Source organism: Blautia acetigignens, assembly GCF_025566865.1.
Classification (GTDB): Bacteria; Bacillota; Clostridia; order Lachnospirales; family Lachnospiraceae; genus Blautia_A; species Blautia_A acetigignens.
Genome location: NZ_JAOQJM010000006.1, coordinates 192,373 through 212,672, shown reverse-complemented (window position 1 = coordinate 212,672; position 20,300 = coordinate 192,373). Strand labels below are relative to the sequence as shown.

General features: G+C 45.0%; 16 protein-coding genes. 2 read left to right on the top strand and 14 right to left on the bottom strand.

Annotation, left to right across the window (positions count from 1 at the left end):
- Positions 1-465: 465 nt before the first annotated feature.
- From OCV70_RS09970 to OCV70_RS09955, 4 genes are all read right to left on the bottom strand, one after another.
- Complete coding sequence (locus OCV70_RS09970) at positions 466-1,044, bottom strand: TetR/AcrR family transcriptional regulator (protein WP_021925034.1); 579 nt, start codon at positions 1,042-1,044, stop codon at positions 466-468.
- A gap of 214 nt (positions 1,045-1,258) precedes the next feature.
- Positions 1,259-4,798: a pyruvate:ferredoxin (flavodoxin) oxidoreductase gene (nifJ, locus tag OCV70_RS09965; RefSeq protein ID WP_117853371.1), complete on the bottom strand. Its 3,540-nt coding sequence runs from the start codon at positions 4,796-4,798 to the stop codon at positions 1,259-1,261.
- Between the two features lie 213 nt (positions 4,799-5,011).
- Complete coding sequence (locus OCV70_RS09960; protein WP_021924614.1) at positions 5,012-5,425, bottom strand: RrF2 family transcriptional regulator; 414 nt, start codon at positions 5,423-5,425, stop codon at positions 5,012-5,014.
- Positions 5,426-5,619: 194 nt separating this feature from the next.
- Positions 5,620-6,147, bottom strand: coding sequence for a shikimate kinase (locus OCV70_RS09955; RefSeq protein ID WP_117853529.1), 528 nt, complete (start codon positions 6,145-6,147; stop codon positions 5,620-5,622).
- Positions 6,148-6,424: 277 nt separating this feature from the next.
- On the opposite strand from OCV70_RS09955, the gene OCV70_RS09950 reads away from it, so the two are divergent.
- Positions 6,425-8,065, top strand: a complete 1,641-nt coding sequence (locus OCV70_RS09950; RefSeq protein WP_021924616.1) for an ABC-F family ATP-binding cassette domain-containing protein — start codon at positions 6,425-6,427, stop codon at positions 8,063-8,065.
- Between the two features lie 99 nt (positions 8,066-8,164).
- On the opposite strand, the gene OCV70_RS09945 is transcribed toward OCV70_RS09950, so the two are convergent.
- The 4 genes from OCV70_RS09945 to OCV70_RS09930 all read right to left on the bottom strand — a co-directional run bounded on the left by OCV70_RS09945 (position 8,165) and on the right by OCV70_RS09930 (position 11,518).
- Positions 8,165-8,983, bottom strand: a complete 819-nt coding sequence (locus OCV70_RS09945) for a hypothetical protein (RefSeq protein WP_021924617.1) — start codon at positions 8,981-8,983, stop codon at positions 8,165-8,167.
- A 144-nt stretch (positions 8,984-9,127) separates the two neighbouring features.
- On the bottom strand, positions 9,128-9,613 hold the full coding sequence (ybaK, locus tag OCV70_RS09940; RefSeq protein WP_021924618.1) for a Cys-tRNA(Pro) deacylase: 486 nt from the start codon (positions 9,611-9,613) through the stop codon (positions 9,128-9,130).
- 174 nt (positions 9,614-9,787) lie between these two features.
- On the bottom strand, positions 9,788-10,798 hold the full coding sequence (locus OCV70_RS09935; RefSeq protein WP_117853374.1) for a GGGtGRT protein: 1,011 nt from the start codon (positions 10,796-10,798) through the stop codon (positions 9,788-9,790).
- 27 nt (positions 10,799-10,825) lie between these two features.
- The gene (locus OCV70_RS09930) at positions 10,826-11,518 is read right to left on the bottom strand and encodes an iron-sulfur cluster assembly scaffold protein (RefSeq protein ID WP_117853377.1); all 693 of its coding nucleotides are present in this window, start codon (positions 11,516-11,518) and stop codon (positions 10,826-10,828) included.
- Between the two features lie 212 nt (positions 11,519-11,730).
- On the opposite strand from OCV70_RS09930, the gene OCV70_RS09925 reads away from it, so the two are divergent.
- A complete protein-coding gene (locus OCV70_RS09925; RefSeq protein WP_173765852.1) occupies positions 11,731-12,474 on the top strand; it encodes a TraX family protein in 744 nt (247 codons plus the stop codon).
- Positions 12,475-12,694: 220 nt separating this feature from the next.
- Here the strand turns inward: OCV70_RS09925 and OCV70_RS09920 are convergent, their stop codons facing one another.
- The 6 genes from OCV70_RS09920 to argH all read right to left on the bottom strand — a co-directional run bounded on the left by OCV70_RS09920 (position 12,695) and on the right by argH (position 20,234).
- A complete protein-coding gene (locus OCV70_RS09920; RefSeq protein ID WP_021926801.1) occupies positions 12,695-13,363 on the bottom strand; it encodes an acyltransferase in 669 nt (222 codons plus the stop codon).
- A gap of 19 nt (positions 13,364-13,382) precedes the next feature.
- Positions 13,383-15,449, bottom strand: a complete 2,067-nt coding sequence (locus OCV70_RS09915) for a DNA topoisomerase (RefSeq protein WP_173765850.1) — start codon at positions 15,447-15,449, stop codon at positions 13,383-13,385.
- 1 nt (position 15,450) lies between these two features.
- The gene (locus OCV70_RS09910; protein ID WP_021926799.1) at positions 15,451-16,206 is read right to left on the bottom strand and encodes a formate/nitrite transporter family protein; all 756 of its coding nucleotides are present in this window, start codon (positions 16,204-16,206) and stop codon (positions 15,451-15,453) included.
- 89 nt (positions 16,207-16,295) lie between these two features.
- Positions 16,296-17,411: a selenide, water dikinase SelD gene (gene selD, locus OCV70_RS09905; RefSeq protein WP_173765848.1), complete on the bottom strand. Its 1,116-nt coding sequence runs from the start codon at positions 17,409-17,411 to the stop codon at positions 16,296-16,298.
- A gap of 177 nt (positions 17,412-17,588) precedes the next feature.
- Positions 17,589-18,674, bottom strand: coding sequence for an aspartate-semialdehyde dehydrogenase (gene asd / locus OCV70_RS09900; protein WP_173765846.1), 1,086 nt, complete (start codon positions 18,672-18,674; stop codon positions 17,589-17,591).
- A 180-nt stretch (positions 18,675-18,854) separates the two neighbouring features.
- Complete coding sequence (gene argH, locus OCV70_RS09895; protein ID WP_173765844.1) at positions 18,855-20,234, bottom strand: argininosuccinate lyase; 1,380 nt, start codon at positions 20,232-20,234, stop codon at positions 18,855-18,857.
- Between the last annotated feature and the right edge of the window lie 66 nt (positions 20,235-20,300).

The window sequence follows — 20,300 nt, the reverse complement described above, 5'->3', positions numbered from 1 at the left end:
CACTCAAGACAACCAACTAGCTTAGTTATCTCTCGTCATTACTGTTTAATAAGTTTTCATTCGAAAATGAATTGTATAAAGAAATTTTCGAGAATCGTATGTGTTTCACTGTTTAGTTATCAAGGTTATTCTGCTGTCAGCTCTTTGCGACAGCTTATTTAGATTATCACATTTGGAAGAACTTGTCAAGAACTTTTTTCAAAAGTTTTTCGAAGTGTTTTCCAAAGGATTTCGTCGCCGTCATTTTTCTTATCTGTTCAAGCGACTTGATTACTTTACCATAAGTTCAGTCGATTGTCAACAGTTAATTTGAATTTTCTGAAAACGGATTTCTTTTTCAGTATTCCAGAAGCAATTCCTTGCGACAGCTTGTTTACTATACCACTGCCGTAAGGAGAAGTCAAGCACTTTTTGTAAAAAGTTATAGTTTTTTTCGCAGATTCACTTACGAAATCAAATTGCTTTTTAACAGGTTGCATCAATTTCGTCCTTGGAAACGGTGCATTTAAGCATGGCTCTTTCTCCTGAACCGGAAAACAGTTCACAAAGCTCCTGACAGAATGCAATCAGATCATAGGAAGCATCGTTCTCCAGCCAGTCGAGTATAATCCCCATCAATGTACATTTATAATATCGTACCAGACTTTCTGTTTTATTTTCTGCAAGTGAAAGATTTTCGGTTCTGTTTTCTACGTAAGTACAGATAACATGGTATCCCATTTTGTTTAGGTACTTTAAGAAATACTCTTTTTTTGCAGAACGAAAAAGATGTAAAAGCGCCTTTTTCCTCTTTGTGCATTCTTCTGCCATGTAGATAATACAGTGTGTCAGAGAATCAAAACTCCCTCTGTTTTTAATAACCTCATCTGCCCATATTTCAACTGACCATTCTGCAAGAGATGGAATATCCTGAAAATGATAATAAAAGGTATTTCTATTCACATGGCATCGATCTACAATGTCCTGCACAGTAATTTTATTATATGTTTTTTCTTCCAAAAGCTGCCAAAAGGTAGCAACAATTGCATGTTTTGTTCGATTCATCTTTGCCCTCCTATTTTTTATATTATACAGAAAAAACCTCCTTCACACAATTGTATATCAAGCTTTTCAGAAGCCAAACCTTATAGAATAACAAGAAAAGCCTGCAATACCACCCTTTCAGGAGGTACCGCAGGCTTACTTTACGCTACGACACGATAAGCATTAAATGCTTATACTATTTATATTTATAATGCGGACTTGCCGCGGGTGATTCTTATTCCTCTGTTCCGTACAGAGTGATCAGCTTCTGCAGATACTCATATCTTGCCTTAGCCTCAGACTGGTTCTTAGCGAACAGTCTTGCAGCCTTCTCAGGATTCTGACGCTGTAAGGAGTTGTAACGAACCTCACCATTTAAGAATTCCTGATAATCTGTCATATCTGGTGCTTTGGAATCAAGGCTGAACTTGCTTCCTTCTGCAGCAGGATTGAAGCGGAAGTTGTGCCAATATCCACACTTAACAGCCAGCTCTTCCTCTGTCTGAGCTTTGGACATACCCTTCTTGATACCATGGTTGATACATGGAGCGTATGCGATGATAAGTGATGGTCCCGGATAAGCCTCTGCCTCTGCAATTGCCTTAATAGCCTGGTTGAAGTCAGCTCCCATGGAGATCTGAGCAACATATACATAGCCATAGCTCATTGCGATAGAAGCCATATCTTTCTTCTTGGTCTCTTTACCGCCAGCTGCGAACTGTGCGATTGCACCTGTAGGTGTAGACTTGGAAGACTGTCCGCCTGTGTTGGAATAAACCTCTGTATCGAATACCATAACGTTGATATCACGTCCGCTTGCGAGAACATGGTCAACACCGCCGAATCCGATATCGTAAGCCCATCCGTCACCACCGAAGATCCACTGGGATTTCTTAGCGAGGAAGTCTTTCTGTGTAAGGATGTCTTTTGCCTTGTCACATCCGCATGCCTCAAGAGCTGCAACCAGTTTCTCAGTTGCTGCACCGTTGGTAGCGCCGCAAGCGAAGGTATCCAGCCATTCCTGACCAGCAGCCTTAACGTCTTCGTTATTTCCGTTAGCTACAGCATCTTCAACCTTTGCTTTCAGACCATCACGAATAGCCTTCTGAGCAAGAAGCATACCATAACCAAACTCAGCGTTATCCTCGAATAAGGAGTTGCCCCATGCAGGACCCTGGCCCTTAGCATTTACGGTATATGGTGTAGAAGGTGAGGAGTTACCCCAGATAGAGGAGCATCCTGTAGCGTTTGCAATGTACATTCTGTCACCGAACAGCTGGGTGATCAGTTTTGCGTAAGGTGTCTCACCACATCCAGCACAAGCTCCTGAGAACTCAAGAAGCGGCTGTTTGAACTGGCTTCCCTTAACAGTTGTCTCTTTGAATTTTGCGATAACGTCTTCTTTAACCGGAAGAGTTACACCGTAATCAAAGTATTTCTGCTCTCCCATGTTTGCTTCAAGGTTTTCCATAGCAAGTGCCTTAGCACCCTTCTTACCTGGGCAAACGTTCGCACAGGAACCACATCCTGTACAGTCAAGAGCGGATACAGTCATAGTGAACTGATACTCTTTCATACCAGTCATTGGTAATGTCTTGATTCCCTCTGGAGCATTTGCAGCCTCATCAGCTGTAAGAGCTACCGGACGGATAACTGCGTGCGGGCAGACATAAGCACATCTGTTACACTGGATACAGTTCTCCGGATTCCATACAGGGATATTTACAGCGATACCACGTTTCTCGTATGCAGCAGCACCGGATGGTGTAGTACCGTCAACATAATCTTTGAATGCGGATACAGGCAGTGTGTTACCTTCCTGAGCATTAACCTTAGCCTGGATGTTGTTAACGAAATCAACAACTTCCTGACGTCCCTCTGTAGCGTGGGTCATGTGCAGACCTTCGTCAGCAGCATCTTTCCAGCTCTCCGGAACCTGGATCTCAACAACCTGCTTAGCACCAGCATCGATAGCTGCCCAGTTCTTCTGAACAACGTCATCACCTTTACGTCCGTATGTTGCTTTCGCAGCAGCCTTCATCAGCTCGATAGCCTGATCCTCCGGAATGATTCCGGTAAGTTTGAAGAATGCGGACTGAAGGATTGTGTTGATACGTGTTGGTCCCATGCCAGTCTCGATACCGATCTTAACACCGTCGATGGTGTAGAACTTGATACCGTGGTTAGCGATGAATGCCTTAACCTGTCCTGGAAGATGTTTCTCAAGGCCTTCCATATCCCAAGCACAGTTCAGAAGGAATGTACCGCCGTCAACTAACTCCTGTACCATGTTGTATTTATTAACATAGGAAGGATTGTGACATGCTACGAAGTTTGCTTTGTGGATCAGATAGGTAGACTTGATCGGTTTCTTACCAAAACGAAGGTGAGACATTGTAACACCACCGGACTTCTTGGAGTCATAATCAAAGTATGCCTGAGCGTACATATCTGTATTGTCACCGATGATCTTGATGGAGTTCTTGTTAGCACCTACAGTACCGTCAGCACCAAGTCCCCAGAACTTACAGTTTGTAGTTCCCTCTGGAGTAGTTACAAGCGGAGCGCCTGTCTCAAGGGAAAGGTTAGTAACATCATCCACGATACCAAGAGTGAATTTCTCTTTCTCAGTATTGTCATATACAGCTACGATCTGAGCCGGTGTTGTGTCCTTGGAACCAAGTCCGTAACGTCCGGTGAAGATCTTAACGCCGTCAAATTTGCTGTTCTTAAGTGCAGCAACAACATCAAGATACAGAGGCTCGCCCTGAGCTCCTGGCTCTTTTGTTCTGTCAAGAACTGTGATCTGTTTTACTGTCTCAGGAATAGCATCGATCAGAGCCTGTGCGCAGAATGGTCTGTAAAGACGAACTTTTACAACACCAACTTTTCTGCCGGCTGCCATTAAGTAGTCGATTGTCTCCTCGATTGTATCGTTTACAGAACCCATAGCTACGATAACGTGCTCTGCGTCTGCTGCTCCATAGTAGTTGAACAGCTTGTAATCGGTACCGATCTTAGCGTTAACTTTGTCCATGTACTCCTGTACGACTGCCGGAAGAGCATCGTAGTACGGGTTACATGCTTCTCTTGCCTGGAAGAAGATATCCGGGTTCTGAGCGGAACCTCTCTGACATGGATGGTTCGGATTCAGTGCGTGATCACGGAATGCCTGGATAGCGTCCATATCTGCCATATCTTTCAGGTCTTCATAATCCCATGTCTCGATCTTCTGGATCTCGTGGGATGTACGGAATCCATCGAAGAAGTTGATGAATGGAACTTTACCCTTGATTGCTGCAAGGTGTGCTACTGGAGTAAGGTCCATAACTTCCTGTACGGAAGACTCGCACAGCATTGCGCAGCCGGTCTGACGACAGGCCATAACGTCGGAATGATCTCCGAAAATGGAAAGTGCGTGGGAAGCAAGTGCACGAGCGGATACGTTGAATACGCCCGGAAGCTGCTCACCAGCGATCTTGTAAAGGTTCGGGATCATCAGTAACAGACCCTGGGATGCTGTATAGGTAGTAGTAAGGGCACCAGCTGCAAGAGATCCGTGTACTGCACCAGCAGCACCAGCCTCAGACTGCATCTCTGTTACCTGTACTTCCTGTCCAAAGATGTTCTTTCTTCCCTGGGTTGCCCACTCGTCTGTAGCTTCAGCCATAACAGATGAAGGGGTGATCGGGTAAATTGCAGCTACATCAGAAAAAGCGTATGATGCATGAGCGGCTGCATGGTTACCATCCATGGTTTTCATCTTTCTTGCCATAGTTTGTTTTTCCTCCTTAAAGGTATGTTGAAAATAATATCTCTAGACACATCGTGTCTAAAAGTCCATATAACATTATAGCATAATCTTCCATTGATGTCCATTTTGTTTTTTGTACATTATCACATACAAAAAACGGTCATGAGGGAAAATCTCATGGCCGCTTCTGGCTTTAGCAGATATCCTGCTGCCAAAGCATTTATTCACTTCTTTTTAATTCTCCGGAGCAAAAACCTCCTGAAGATTCTTTCTTTTGAGCATTTTCCAAACACCCTGCTGAATCTCACAGAGCTCCCTGTGCATATAGCAGGGAAGGTGATCTCCCCTTCCATCTACCGGACATTCGTAACCGGATGCCATGCACTCAATGATAAACAGATCAGGGTCAATGGCACTGTACACATCGAATAATGTCAGCTCCGTCATAGATTTATTCATGGCATATCCGCCATGTACACCGCGGTATCCTTTTACAATGCCTGCTTTCTGAAGTTTCTTAAGGATCTTGTAGGCAAAGGGTGCGGTAATGGATTCCTTCTCACAGATTTCATTAACGCTAAGGCGGGTTTCCGCTGACAGTGCCCGAAGAACTCTTGCTGCATAATCGCATTCTCTCGTAATAAACATATCTGTAACCTTTCTCCTTACTGGACACGAATCATAATAAGATGTTAGGGTTAAAAAGTATTCTGGCCCTGACATCATAATAAAAAATGTATACTGTCCTTATGTGGTCTTCTTCCCCCAAAAACTTCCTAAAGTATAACAATTATTCTTACAATTTTCAACTGTTATTTAATTTTTTTAACATTTATTTCACGTTATTTTGTATTATCGTTAATTTCAAGACGTTCCTTTATTTCCTGGCAGATCTCTTTTGCGGTGCGTCCGTCGGTTTTCACTATGATGTCTGCGGCTGCTTCATATTTCGGTCTTCTGGCCTCCATCAGCTGTTCTATGTACTGGGGATTCATGTTTTTTTCCAGGAGGGGACGGTTGTGGCTGCCCTTTACCCTCTCGTAAACGGTCTGAGGGGTGGCGGTAAGAAGCACAATGGTTCCGTTCTTCTTCATTTCCTCTACGTTGCACTGGCGCATTACGGTACCGCCGCCGCAGGAAACTACAATGTTGTCCATGTGGGAGATTCTCTTCACAAGCTCTGTCTCCAGATTGCGGAAAGTTTCCTCGCCTTTTTGCGCAAAAATATCAGGAATGCTCATTCCCTGTTCCTGGACGATCTGCTCGTCCATCTCTATTTTCCGAAGGCCGCACAGCTGGTGCAGGCAGTTTAAAATGGTGCTTTTGCCGGTTCCCATAAATCCGGTCAGATAGATCTGTCTTTTCGGCATATCTTTTCCCTCTCTGTATTTCCTCGTGGAAAAGCTTCCTAGCAAAGTTTTTCCACGTAAATTTTGATATTCCAGATATTATAGCAGTGGTTTTTTTCTTTGTAAAGAGCCTTATTGGTCTGCCGTCCCCTGTTTTAGCGTGTTTCTGCTACAAAACAGCGAAAAAACCAGAAATAATTGTTGCATATTTGCCAGTTTACGATAAAATGAAAATCGGCTATACTTATTATTATGTGTGTTCATTTCATAAGGATGACTTATTTAATAGGAGGATAATATGATTTCAGCAAACAATATTACTTTGCGAGTTGGAAAGAAAGCTCTTTTCGAAGATGTAAATATCAAATTTACAGAGGGGAACTGTTACGGCCTGATCGGTGCCAACGGCGCAGGAAAGTCTACTTTCCTGAAGATCCTTTCCGGCCAGCTTGAGCCGACTAAGGGTGACATCGTGATCACACCGGGACAGCGTCTCTCTTTCTTGCAGCAGGACCACTTTAAATATGATGCTTATACGGTTCTTGATACCGTTATCATGGGTAACCTTCGTCTCTACGAGATCATGAAAGAGAAGGAAGCCATCTATGCCAAAGAAGACTTCACCGATGAGGACGGAATCCGCGCCAGCGAGCTGGAGGGCGAATTTGCAGAAATGAACGGATGGGAAGCAGAGTCTGACGCTGCTACCCTTCTGAACGGTCTTGGAATTGACACGGAATTCCACTATGCGCAGATGGCTGACCTTACAGGAAGCATGAAGGTCAAGGTTCTTCTTGCACAGGCCCTTTTCGGAAATCCGGATATCCTGCTTCTTGACGAGCCCACCAACCATCTGGACCTTCCGGCTATTGAGTGGCTTGAGGAGTTCCTGATCAACTTTGACAATACCGTTATCGTAGTTTCCCATGACCGTTACTTCCTGAACAAGGTTTGTACACAGACTGCAGATATCGACTATGGCAAGATCCAGCTGTACGCAGGTAACTATGACTTCTGGTATGAGTCCAGCCAGCTGCTGATCAAGCAGATGAAGGAAGCCAACAAAAAGAAAGAGGAGAAGATCAAGGAGCTGCAGGAATTTATTTCCAGATTCAGTGCCAACGCTTCCAAATCCAAGCAGGCAACCTCCCGTAAGAGAGCCCTTGAGAAAATCCAGCTGGATGACATGCGTCCTTCCAGCCGTAAATATCCATACATCGACTTCCGTCCTAACCGTGAGATTGGAAACGAAGTTCTTATGGTGGAGAATCTTTCCAAGACCATTGACGGCGTGAAGGTTCTGGATAACATTTCCTTTACTCTTGGCCGTGAGGATAAGGTTGCTTTCGTTGGTGCAAATGAGCAGGCCATTACCACTTTCTTTAAGATCATTACTGGCGAGATGGAGCCGGATGAAGGAAATTACAAGTGGGGAATCACAACTACTCAGGCTTATTTCCCCAAAGATAATACCAAGGAATTCGATAATGACCTTACCATTACAGACTGGCTGACCCAGTATTCTGAGATCAAGGATGCCACTTATGTGCGTGGATTCCTTGGACGTATGCTTTTCCCGGGCGAGGACGGCGTGAAGCGTGTGCGCGTGCTTTCCGGTGGTGAGAAGGTTCGCTGCCTTCTTTCCAAGATGATGATCTCCGGTGCCAATATCCTGATTCTGGATGAGCCGACCAACCATCTGGATATGGAGTCTATCACAGCACTGAACAACGGTCTGATCAAGTTCCCAGGTGTGATCCTGTTTACTTCTCATGACCACCAGTTTGTTCAGACAACTGCAAACCGTATTATGGAGATTCTGCCAAACGGTACTATGATCGATAAGATCACCACTTATGACGAGTATCTGGCTAGCGATGAGATGGCTAAGAAGCGTCATGTATTTGAGATTAATGAGGAGGATGCACAGGATAACTAAGAGATGGGATTCCTGTGAATCTGCCATATAAAAAATGGGACGGTGTACAGATTTGTACGCCGTCCTATTTTTATAAATCTTCAATTGTATGTGACAAAATCAGGATGCTCTTCTTTTTTCTCCTGTTACTTTCAGATAATCGGATGGATAATAGTATGTGATCGTACCTCTCTTGGTAATCATATCTCCAGTGTAGGCTACACCCTTGGAATTTGCAGGGATCAGGCAGGAATAATACCTGGTAGAGCCATAGGCAGATGCATAAGAGCGGTTTTTCTTCATGGTACGTTTATTATTTACATATCTTCTGAAATACATATATTTGTCCTTGAAATCATACCGCTCAAAAGCATTCTTGTTCAGATTTCTCTGCATAACCACAGTGGAATTTCCGGAAATGATCAGCGGTAAGGTTGTGATGTTGCTGCCGGTACCCTTCAGCCAAAGCTTTCTGCCTTTTGTAACCTTCTGAGATTTCAACGGGCTGTGGTTTTTCATAATGCTTTTCTTAATTTTGACATTGGATTTCCTGGAAGTCGCTACCACACGGATTTCTACAGTACCCGAATTCGCTTTCACGCATGCGATGATTCCACGGTTCGCACTGCGGTTCGCCTTAAAATAAGTGGAATTGGTGATGCTGGATTTCTTGCGGCAGTCTTTCATGGCCATAGCTTCCGTGCCATACGCATACACAATATCATATCTCGCACCGGATGTTTTCGGAATCACCTGCAGCTCATATTTACTGATCGCATTTCCACTGATGTTCTCATTTACAATATGAAGGCAGTTTCCTTTCTGAACAGTAGCTGTGAATGTCTTCCTGGCTGCCGATACTGGTATAGCGCTCATCATAGTCATCACCGCAACCGCTGCTCCAAGCAGCCATTTCTTAATTCTTTTTCCTTCTTTCATAAATCCTCCTTGCCGCCCTTCGGGCTGACTATTTACATTGACAGGTAAGAGTTGTTTTCGGACACGTCTTCGTGTCTGCCGTTTTTATTTATGGATATTCTAGCATACTCTTTCCCTGTTTTTGTAAATTGGGATTACTTGGGATTACTCTTCCCTGGCTGTAATGTTGGCTAATTTTCCACCGGTTACTTTCAGAAGATCTTCTACCGGAACTTTCAGGGTCAGTCCGATTCTTCCGCCGCTCACATAAATTTCCTGGAAATTGCCTGCGGATGCGTCAAAAACGGTGGGAAACGGCTTCTTCATTCCAATGGGGCTGCAGCCGCCTCGAACGTAGCCGGTGATCTTGGTGATATCTTTTACATGGATCATATCTACCGTCTTCTCTCCCACTGCCTTGGCTGCGGCTTTTCGGTCCACTTCTTTTTCAATGGGGACTACAAAGACATAGTATCCGCCGCTTTTGCCCTCCATCACCAGAGTTTTAAAGGACTGGTCATAGGGCGCACCTGTAATGTCCGCGCAGTGGATTCCGTCAATAAATTCATCGCACTCATAGCTAAGTGCTTCATACTTTACTTTCTGTCTGTCAAGCATTCTCATTGCATTTGTTTTTGCTTCTTTTGCCATTCTGGGTCAACCTCCTGTTGTGTATTGGCATACTAATCATAATATGGCATGAGTGTCAAAAGGTCGATTTGATGATCTTTTAACTGCCTGGGAATATTCACAAAACAAAAGCACCTCCAATTTTGTTGAAAGTGCTTTGTTTTATCAGATAGTATTTATCCTCTTATTCAATTATCAGAACTTACCAGCCTTAGCAGCTTCCTCAACGGAAACAGCTACAGCAACAGTAGCACCAACCATCGGGTTGTTACCCATTCCGATAAGACCCATCATCTCAACGTGAGCCGGTACGGAAGAGGATCCTGCGAACTGTGCGTCAGAATGCATACGTCCCATTGTATCTGTCATACCATAGGAAGCAGGACCTGCTGCCATGTTGTCCGGGTGAAGAGTACGTCCTGTACCACCGCCGGAAGCAACAGAGAAGTATTTCTTACCCTGCTCGATACATTCTTTCTTGTATGTACCTGCAACCGGATGCTGGAAACGGGTTGGGTTAGTGGAGTTACCTGTAATGGAAACACCAACATTCTCATGATGCATGATAGCAACACCTTCCTGAACGTCATCTGCACCGTAGCATTTAACAGTAGCACGAAGTCCGTTGGAGTATGGCTTCTCATAAACAACATTTAATTTTGCTTCTTTGTAATCATACTTTGTCTCAACATATGTAAATCCGTTAATACGGGAAATGATCTGAGCAGCGTCTTTTCCAAGACCGTTCAGGATAACACGTAATGGTTTCTGACGTACTTTGTTTGCTTTCTCAGCGATACCGATCGCGCCCTCAGCAGCTGCGAAGGACTCATGTCCGGCTAAGAAGCAGAAGCACTCTGTCTCTTCCTCAAGAAGCATTTTACCAAGGTTACCATGTCCAAGACCTACTTTTCTGTGGTCAGCAACGGATCCAGGAATACAGAAAGCCTGAAGTCCTTCACCGATTGCAGCAGCAGCGTCAGAAGCTTTTCTGCAGCCTTTTTTGATTGCGATTGCAGCGCCTACTAAGTAAGCCCATGCAGCATTCTCAAAGCAGATCGGCTGAATCTTCTTAACCTGCTCGTAAACATCAAGACCAGCGTCTTTTGTGATTTTCTCAGCTTCTTCGATGGAGCTGATTCCATAGCTGTTTAATACGGAATTGATCTGGTCAATTCTTCTCTCATATCCTTCAAATAATGCCATTTCTGTTCGTCTCCTTTCGCTTGTGGCTTACTCTTGTCTCGGGTCGATAATCTTAACAGCATCAGCTACACGGCCATACTGACCTTTTGCTTTTTCCCATGCGGTGTTAGGATCATCACCTTTTTTGATAAAGTCAGTCATTTTTCCAAGAGAAACGAACTGATATCCGATTACTTCGTTGTCTTCGTCAAGAGCGATACCTGTTACATAGCCCTCTGCCATTTCCAGATAACGAACTCCTTTTTCCTTGGTAGCGTACATTGTACCAACCTGGGAACGAAGGCCTTTTCCAAGGTCCTCAAGACCTGCACCTACAGCAAGACCGTCATCAGAGAAAGCACTCTGAGTACGTCCGTAAACGATCTGAAGGAACAGTTCTCTCATTGCTGTATTGATAGCATCACAGACAAGGTCTGTATTTAAAGCCTCAAGAATGGTTTTGCCCTGAAGAACCTCTGCTGCCATAGCTGCAGAATGTGTCATACCTGAACATCCGATTGTCTCTACAAGGGCTTCCTCGATTACACCGTTCTTAACATTTAAGGACAGCTTACAAGCACCCTGCTGAGGAGCACACCAGCCTACACCATGTGTAAAACCAGAGATATCTTCAATTTTTTTTGCATGGACCCACTGGCCTTCTTCCGGAATCGGAGCTGGCTCATGTTTTGCGCCCTTAGCTACTGGGCACATGTTTTCAACTTCCTTAGTGTAAATCATTTTAAGACTCCTTTCAGTGTTGATTACTTAATCGTTGTTAAAGACCTAACAACCTAGTGTTATTTTCTCACAAAATCCTCAATTCGTCTAGTCATATTTTGCAAAATTTACGAAAAAGTTGTCGGTACTGTTTAAAGGACTTCTCTTGTGCAGCTTGTGGTTTCGTGTTAAAATATTCAAATATCTAATAAATTTCATTTACCGGAGGCACCATGACATTACAAACATCCACTTCATTTATTCCTGAAAAATACAGAATTTTAAGCGGAAGCGCCCTGAAGGTGCTGGCTATGGCGATTATGCTTATTGATCACACCGCTTCTTTTCTTCTGCGGTATTATCCGCCAGTCACCAGAGCCTGGTTTCAGATTGGAAGCACCTCCTATTCTTTGTACCGGGTGATGCGGGATGTGGGGAGGGCTGCGTTTCCCATCTTCTGTTTTCTTCTCGTTGAGGGCTTTCTTCATACCCATGACCGCTTTAAATATGGAAGAAATCTTCTGATTTTCGCGTGTATTTCCGAGATTCCCTGGAATTTTGCACAGAACGGCACATTGCTTTTTGCAGACAAGCAGAATGTATTTTTCACACTGTTCCTTGGTTATCTGGCATTCTGCCTTATCAACCGATTTAAAGAAAATCCAACCATGCAGCTTATGAGCATGCTGGTGCTTCTGGCGGTTTCCTATTTCCTGAAGGCAGATTACGGCTACAAGGGCTATGTTTTTCTGCTGATCATGTTCTGGCTGCACCAGTATAAGCCAGCCCAGGCGCTGATCGGAAGCTGTTGGCTGATCTACGAATGGAAGGCATGCTTTGCTTTTATTTCTCTGAACATGTACAATGGCAAACGCGGCTTCATAAGAGGAAAATGGGCGAAATATTTCTTCTATGCATTTTACCCGGTTCATATTGCAATATTAACAATCATACGCAAAAAGTGGTTCGGAATTTAACCGAATCAAGTAAGTCCCCTGCTGGGGTTGCGAAAAGCAATAAGCAGTGGGTGGGGACTTGCTTGTATCAGGAGGAGTGCAGCTCCTTCTGATAAACTGCGGAGCAGTTATTCGGTTATGAGCAAGTAGCGAAGCGGATTGCGAATATCCGCTTGAACGCAATCCCGACAGCCTGCCTATCAACTGCAAGCTGCCGGGATTATTTTTTATTTATCTGATTTCACTGTTTGGTTACAATCTCGTCCTTGTTTTTATAAATACTGTTGGCCGGAACGCAGCCGCGTACCGGGGAAAGTGGATAGATGTTTGTGTTTCTTCCGATTACAGTTCCCGGGTTTAATACAGAACCGCAGCCAACTTCCACGTGATCTGCCAGCATTGCTCCGAATTTCTTAAGTCCGGTCTCAATCTTCTCATCACCGTCTTTTACCACAACAAGCTTCTTGTCAGATTTCACGTTGGAACAGATGGATCCTGCTCCCATATGAGATTTATAGCCAAGAACCGCATCTCCTACATAGTTGTAATGGGGTACCTGAACATTATTAAAAAGCACTACATTCTTAAGCTCTGTGGAGTTTCCCACTACGCAGCCTTCTCCCACAAGGGCATTTCCGCGGATAAACGCACAGTGACGAACCTCTGTATTTTTTCCGATAATAGCCGGTCCGTTAATAAAGGCCGTGGGTGCAACCTTTGCAGTTTTGGCAATCCAGACATTTCCCTCCACACAGTCATATTCATCCGGGTCAAGTGTCTTGCCAAGCTTCACAATAAAATCACCAATCTCAGGAAGTACTTCCCATGGATAGGTCTTTCCCTCAAAGAGCTCTCCTGCAATCGTCTGGCTCATGTCCAGCATATTTGCAATTGTAAAATCTTTTAACATAATACATATCCTCCTCATTTCATTCTGGTTTTCTGTCCGGCTTTTTCGTGGTCTTCGCCGCAGCAGACTTCTCCGGCTTCTTATAAAACTGGGCTGCTGCATCAAAAAACTGGCGCAGCGCATACTGGAAGCTGCTGTCCTCCACCTGCTTGGTGCGAAGGCGCACAAAACGCTCCAGTTTGTCCATGTACTCCTGTTCCGTAATGGATCCCTCAGCCACATAGGTAAGACCCTTTTCCCAGCTGGCTGTCAGCTCCGGATTAAGAAGCTGGCGGATGGAGCAGTTCACCACGTCATAGATCATTTCTCCCTGAAGGGTAGGTGTGATCACCTGAGTCTTCTTATTCAGGGAAAGATACTTAATGTTAAACAGCTTTTTCAGGATCTCAGCCCTGGTGGCACTGGTACCGATTCCGCTTCCCTTAATCTGGGAGCGCAGATCCTCATCCTCGATCAGCTGTCCGGCATTTTCCATAGCCAGGATCATAGAACCGGAATTATAACGCTTGGGTGGAGAGGTTTCTCCCTCTTTAATACCCAGACCGTTTACGTTTAGTATATCACCCTTCTTCAATTTCTGCAATGCAGCCAGCAAAGCTTCATCGCAGGAAACCTCTTCCCCCTCTCCCTCAGGCGCTTTTCCGGCCTCTGCGGCAGTTTTTTTCGCAAAGGAATTGGCGGCAATCTTCAGATATCCCTCACTTAATAATACCTTAAAGGAAGAAAAAAAGAATTCATTCTGGATCTTTGTCACAAGGCTTACCTTCTGATAAACAGCCGGTGGATAAAAAATGCTCAGAAAACGCCTCACAATCGTCTCATACACCCGCTGGGCAGTCAGGGAAAGTCCCTTCAGGGCACTAAGCCCCTGTCCGGTGGGAATGATGGCATAGTGGTCTGTGATCTGCTTGTCATTGGTATAACGAGTCTTGGCAATGTTTTTATAAGTGCCAAGCTCTAACACACCCTGGGCAGCCTCTCCTGCCTGGGGATAACTGCGAAGTCCGGAAATATTCTTATAAATCTCCTTGGCTACAGCTGTGGATAAAACCCTGGCGTCGGTTCTTGGGTAAGTCACCAGCTTTTTCTCGTATAGATCCTGCACAATGGAAAGAGTCTCATCCGGACTGATCTTAAACAGCTTGGAGCATACGTTCTGAAGCTCCGCCAGGTTGAATAACAGAGGCGGGTTCTTATTTTCCTTCTTTCGCTCCACCTTTTCCACAATGCACACAAGGGGCTGTTCCCTGCTTAATTCCTGGATCAGCCTTTCGGCGTCTTCCTTTTTCTTAAAGCCATTCTCTTTATATAAAACAGGGGATTGGAAATAACGGCTGCCTTCCACAGCTCTCCACTCTCCCTCAAAGCTTTCTCCCTCAAGAGCAATGCTGCTCATGACTCTGTAAAAAGGGGTTTTCACAAATGCGCGGATCTCACGTTCCCGGCGCACCACCATTCCAAGGACGCAGGTCATGACACGACCTACGGAAATTGCCTGGTATTTTCCCCCAAGATAATTGGTTACGCTGTTTCCATAGCGTAGGGTCAGAACACGGGAAAAATTAATCCCCATAAGATAATCTTCTTTTGCCCGAAGATAAGCGGCTGCGGCAAGGTTGTCATACTCGGAGATGTCCTTTGCCTCACGGATACCTCGTAGAATTTCCTCTTCTGTCTGGGAGTCGATCCACACACGCTTCTGTGTTTTATTCTTCACTCCCGCCATCTGTGCCACCAGGCGGTAGATATATTCTCCCTCACGCCCGGAGTCTGTACACACGTAAATAGTATCAATATCAGGTCGGTTCAGAAGCCCTTTGACGATCTGGAACTGTTTTTCCACTCCAGGAATCACTTCATACTTAAAATCACGCGGCAAAAAAGGCAGGGTATCTAAACTCCACCTTTTATACTTCAGATCATATTTCTCTGGATAACTCATGGTGACCAGGTGTCCTACACACCAGGTCACCACGCAGGTATCAGATTCCATATAGCCATCCCGTCTTTGTCCGCCGGATTTCAAAGCTTTAGCAAATTCCTGAGCCACGCTGGGCTTCTCTGCTATGTATAAAGCTTTTGACATATTATTTATCTGCACTCATCTTTCTTAATGGCCATGCCAGTAAAAGGGCTCCGCCCACCATATTTCCAATGGTGACAATCAGCATGCTTTTCAGCATAAGACCTACGGAAACGCCGTCTACCAGATTCAGGCTTATTACGAAAATTCCCATGTTTGCAATGCAGTGCTCAAATCCGCTGAAAACGAATGCGGAAATGCACATTACGATCATCAGGAATTTACCTGTTTCACTTTTCAGTTTGATTCCGCAGAGCACACCAAGACATACAAAGAAATTACAAAGTACTGCCCTAAAAAACATCTGACCCATTGGAATGGTCAGCTTGTTGTTGATAAAGCCTGCGAAATAGTCGCCAGTGCCGGATGCTCCTGCCCATACAAAAAACAGGCCGAACAGTGCACATCCAACAAAGTTGCCAAGGTAGCTCACCAGCCATACCTTGCCTGCATCCCCCCAGGATACGCTCTTGTCATAGGCGCCAAATGCCATTACCAGGTTGTTGCCTGTGAACAGTTCTCCGCCAACTAAGCTGATCAGAAGAACTGCGATGGAAAATACCAGTGCCCCCAGGAATTTCCCCCATGCCGGATCGGATCCTGAGAATACATTTCCTGCAACGTTGCTGTAGATCACGGCTACATCAATAAAGAAGCCAGCCATTACAGCCCGAAGGAAATACTTCAGGAAACTGGTGTTCAGCAGACCGATCTTGTTTTTGGCTGCGTTTGAGACTTTTTGTACATCTTCATAGTTCATGAAAAAACACCTCCGCTTTGTTTTTTCTCATTATAGCACTTTCGTATATTATTCACAATAGATAATGATAAAATTTTATCAATTAGGAGTTATTTCACAAATATCAGATGTTTATTTTGTAAATCTGTCACGTTTCCTATGATGGCGCAGGGAAGGGACAGGGTGGAAAGTCTCTGGATTGCGGTATGGGCATCGGCAGGGTCTATGCTAAGAAGAAGGCCGCCTGAGGTCTGCGGATCAAAGACAAGGTCTTCGCGGGCTGCAAGCTCAGACAGAGCATCAGCTGTCTGTTCTCCGGAATCTTCCGGAAGGAATTCAGACAGTCTATTGTCCGGATTCTTCCATGCAAATTCACATTCCGTTCCTGCAAATTCCCGGTTGCGGTATGCACCTGCAGGAATCAGTCCCATTGATGCGTAATCAAGAGCGCCTGTCATAATCGGAAGGGCACTCAGAGAAATGGACAGGGTCCGTCCGCTTCCTTTGGCCATTTCCAGGGCATGTCCTGCAAGGCCAAAGCCCGTCACATCTGTGCAGGCGTGAATCTTCAGGTCTGCCACCTGGTCTCTGGCATATTTGTTCAGGGTTGCCATCACAGAAGCCGCATAGGCAGCTTCTTCCTGGGATGCCATCTCTCCCTTCACTGCAGTGGAGAGGATTCCGGTTCCCAGGGGCTTGGTCAGAATCAGGATGTCTCCTGTCCGGGCTCCCACATTTTTCCACATGGAGGCGGGATTTACAAAGCCAGTGACGCAAAGGCCGTATTTGGGCTCTTCGTCCTGAATGGTGTGTCCGCCAGCAAGGGTGGCACCTGCTTCCAATACTTTGTCTGCTCCGCCTCTTAAGATTTCTCCTAAGATTTCCGGGTCCAGGCAGTTTGGAAATGCCGCAATGTTCAGGGCAAGCTTGGGCTCGCCGCCCATGGCGTACACGTCGCTTAATGCGTTGGCTGCTGCGATCTGTCCGAAAGTGTAAGGATCATCCACGATCGGCGTGAAGAAATCTACCGTCTGGATCATGGCCAGCTCATCGGAAATGCGGTATACAGCAGCATCGTCGGAAGACTCGGTTCCAACAAGTAAATTTGGATCATAAAATTTCGGCAGCTTACCCAGAACCTGGGCAAGGGTCCCCGGACCAATTTTCGCCGCTCAGCCAGATGTATGAGAATACTGGGTGAGACGGATTCGCTCTCTGTCGCTCATGGATTCACCTCCCTGATTTTCAAACGTGTTATCTATTCTAACATGAATCCTCAATTACGTAAACGGTCATTTTTTAATTCAGTCGTTTATCCCGTTGAAGCCGAAAAAAAAGAAGAATGCCATCATTTCTGATCGCACTCTCCTGATTTTCTATTCTTATATCATTCTGACAGCTTCTTATTTCGCCTGGATATATCCCTGAGCCTTCAGTGTCTCAGCGCAGAGAACAGCACCGCCAGCGGCACCTCTTACGGTATTGTGGGAAAGTCCGATGAACTTCCAGTCATATACAGTGTCCTCACGAAGTCTTCCGATGGAAACGCCCATTCCGTTCTCGAAGTTTACATCCTCTGTAACCTGCGGACGGTTGTCCTCCTCAAGGTACTGGATGAACTGCTTCGGTGCGCTTGGAAGATTCAGTTCCTGTGGAACACCCTTGAACTCAACAAGTGCTTTTACAAGCTGCTCTTTGGTAGGTTTCTTTCTGAACTTCACAAATGCAGCTGCTGTATGGCCGTTCAGGATTGGCACACGAACACACTGGCAGGTGATAACCGGCTCTTTCGCCGGAACGATCACGCCGTCCTCAACTTTACCCCAGATACGAAGGGGCTCTTTCTCACTCTTCTCTTCCTCGCCGCCGATGTATGGAATGATGTTGTGTTCCATTTCCGGCCAGTCCTTGAATGTTTTTCCAGCTCCGGAAATTGCCTGGTATGTAGTGGCAACTACTTCATATGGCTCAAATTCTTTCCATGCGGTAAGTGCAGGTGCGTAGCTCTGGATGGAGCAGTTTGGTTTTACTGCGATGAAGCCGCGCTTTGTTCCAAGACGCTCCTTCTGATATTTGATGACCTCAAAATGCTCCGGGTTGATTTCCGGAATTACCATCGGCACATCCGGTGTCCATCTGTGGGCACTGTTGTTGGAAACAACTGGTGTCTCGGTCTTTGCATATGCTTCCTCAATAGCCTTGATCTCGTCCTTGGACATATCTACAGCAGAGAATACAAAGTCTACAGTTTCTGCAACCTTCTCTACTTCATTTACGTTCATAACAACAAGCTTCTTAACAGCCTCCGGCATTGGGGTATCCATTTTCCATCTGCCGCCAACAGCTTCCTCATAGGTCTTACCTGCACTTCTCGGGCTTGCTGCAACAGTCACTACCTCAAACCATGGATGATTCTCTAACAGGGAAATAAATCTCTGTCCTACCATTCCGGTAGCACCTAAAATACCAACTCTAAGCTTTTCACTCATAATATGCTCTCCTCATTCTTTCCTCTGCGTACATGTGTATTTCTATGACATACTATACCATGTATGAGAAAAATGCAAGTACTTTCTTAAATTTTATTGAATTAAAGTGATAAAAAATGAAATTTATTATTTCATGCAAGCCATTTCGGCATAATGGAAATGGCTGAACTGCTGGATTTCTTAATTTTCTTCCAGGTATTTCTTATTACCAGCAATAACTTTCTCCATCACATCCGGTCCCGGTGCACCGAGGGTGATACGCTTCTCAACGCAGGTTTTCATGCTGATAGCCTCATAAATATCCTGCTCAAAGACCGGACTGATTTCCTTATATTCCTCAAGTGACAGCTCATCCAGGGAAATTCCCCTGTCAATACATTTGAGCACAAGCTGTCCTACGATTCCATGTGCATCACGGAAAGGAACACCGTGATTCACCAGATAATCTGCTGCATCTGTGGCATTGGTAAAGCCGTTCTTTGCGCTGGCTTCCATGTTTGCCTTATTAAACTGCATAGTGGATATCATTCCGGTAAACAGCGCAAGGCAGCCCTTTACTGTGTCAATGGCATCAAAGGTCAGCTCCTTGTCCTCCTGCATATCTTTGTTATATGCAAGGGGAATGCCTTTCATGGTAGTGAGAATAGACATCAGCGCACCGTAAACACGGCCTGTTTTTCCTCTTACCAGCTCTGCAATATCCGGATTCTTCTTCTGCGGCATAATACTGCTTCCGGTGCTGTATGCATCATCAATTTCCACAAAACGATACTCATTGGAATTCCACAAAATGATTTCCTCTGAAAAACGGCTGAGGTGCATCATAATAGTAGAAAGGGCAGATAACAGCTCAATGACATAATCTCTGTCAGATACGGAATCCATACTATTTCTGGTTGGCTCGTCAAAATCCAGAAGCCTGGCGATATATTCTCTGTCAAGAGGATAGGTAGTTCCTGCAAGGGCACCTGCTCCAAGGGGACAGGTATTCATTCGTCTTCGGATATCAAAAAGACGTCCTCTGTCACGGCGGAGCATCTCAAAGTATGCACCCACATGATGTGCCAGGGTTACCGGCTGTGCCTTCTGCAAATGGGTAAAGCCAGGCATATAAGTATGCACATTCTCTTCCATGATCTTCTGAAGAGCCTCAAGAAGTGCCTTCACCTCCTGGTCAATGGCATCAATCTCATCGCGCACATACAGCTTCATATCCAGTGCCACCTGATCATTACGGCTTCTTCCGGTGTGAAGCTTCTTACCCGGATCTCCGATTCTGTCAATGAGATTGGCCTCCACAAAGCTATGAATATCCTCGTATTCAGATGTGATTGCAAGTCTGCCTGCCTTTACATCTGCAAGGATTCCCTCAAGTCCCTCAAGGATCTTGTCTCTTTCTTCTTCTGTCAGAATGCCCTGTTTGGCAAGCATTTTTACATGTGCCTTACTGCCGCGGATATCCTGCTCATAAAATTTCTGATCAAATGAAATGGACGCATTGAAATTATAAACCAGTTTGTCGGTTTCTTTTGTGAAACGTCCGCCCCAAAGCTGTGCCATATATTTTTCCTCATTTCTTTCTAACTTTACTACATTCAAGTGCTAGTTTAACACACTTTATCTAAA

Coding starts and splice junctions, on each gene's coding strand:
- OCV70_RS09960 (WP_021924614.1), bottom strand. CDS start 5,425: ATGTTTATTACGAGAGAATGCGATTATGCAGCAAGAGTTCTTCGGGCA.
- OCV70_RS09950 (WP_021924616.1), top strand. CDS start 6,425: ATGATTTCAGCAAACAATATTACTTTGCGAGTTGGAAAGAAAGCTCTT.
- OCV70_RS09955 (WP_117853529.1), bottom strand. CDS start 6,147: ATGCCGAAAAGACAGATCTATCTGACCGGATTTATGGGAACCGGCAAA.
- OCV70_RS09930 (WP_117853377.1), bottom strand. CDS start 11,518: ATGATTTACACTAAGGAAGTTGAAAACATGTGCCCAGTAGCTAAGGGC.
- OCV70_RS09970 (WP_021925034.1), bottom strand. CDS start 1,044: ATGAATCGAACAAAACATGCAATTGTTGCTACCTTTTGGCAGCTTTTG.
- argH (WP_173765844.1), bottom strand. CDS start 20,234: ATGGCACAGCTTTGGGGCGGACGTTTCACAAAAGAAACCGACAAACTG.
- asd (WP_173765846.1), bottom strand. CDS start 18,674: ATGAGTGAAAAGCTTAGAGTTGGTATTTTAGGTGCTACCGGAATGGTA.
- nifJ (WP_117853371.1), bottom strand. CDS start 4,798: ATGGCAAGAAAGATGAAAACCATGGATGGTAACCATGCAGCCGCTCAT.
- OCV70_RS09945 (WP_021924617.1), bottom strand. CDS start 8,983: ATGAAAGAAGGAAAAAGAATTAAGAAATGGCTGCTTGGAGCAGCGGTT.
- ybaK (WP_021924618.1), bottom strand. CDS start 9,613: ATGGCAAAAGAAGCAAAAACAAATGCAATGAGAATGCTTGACAGACAG.
- OCV70_RS09910 (WP_021926799.1), bottom strand. CDS start 16,206: ATGAACTATGAAGATGTACAAAAAGTCTCAAACGCAGCCAAAAACAAG.
- OCV70_RS09925 (WP_173765852.1), top strand. CDS start 11,731: ATGACATTACAAACATCCACTTCATTTATTCCTGAAAAATACAGAATT.
- OCV70_RS09935 (WP_117853374.1), bottom strand. CDS start 10,798: ATGGCATTATTTGAAGGATATGAGAGAAGAATTGACCAGATCAATTCC.
- OCV70_RS09920 (WP_021926801.1), bottom strand. CDS start 13,363: ATGTTAAAAGATTTTACAATTGCAAATATGCTGGACATGAGCCAGACG.
- OCV70_RS09915 (WP_173765850.1), bottom strand. CDS start 15,449: ATGTCAAAAGCTTTATACATAGCAGAGAAGCCCAGCGTGGCTCAGGAA.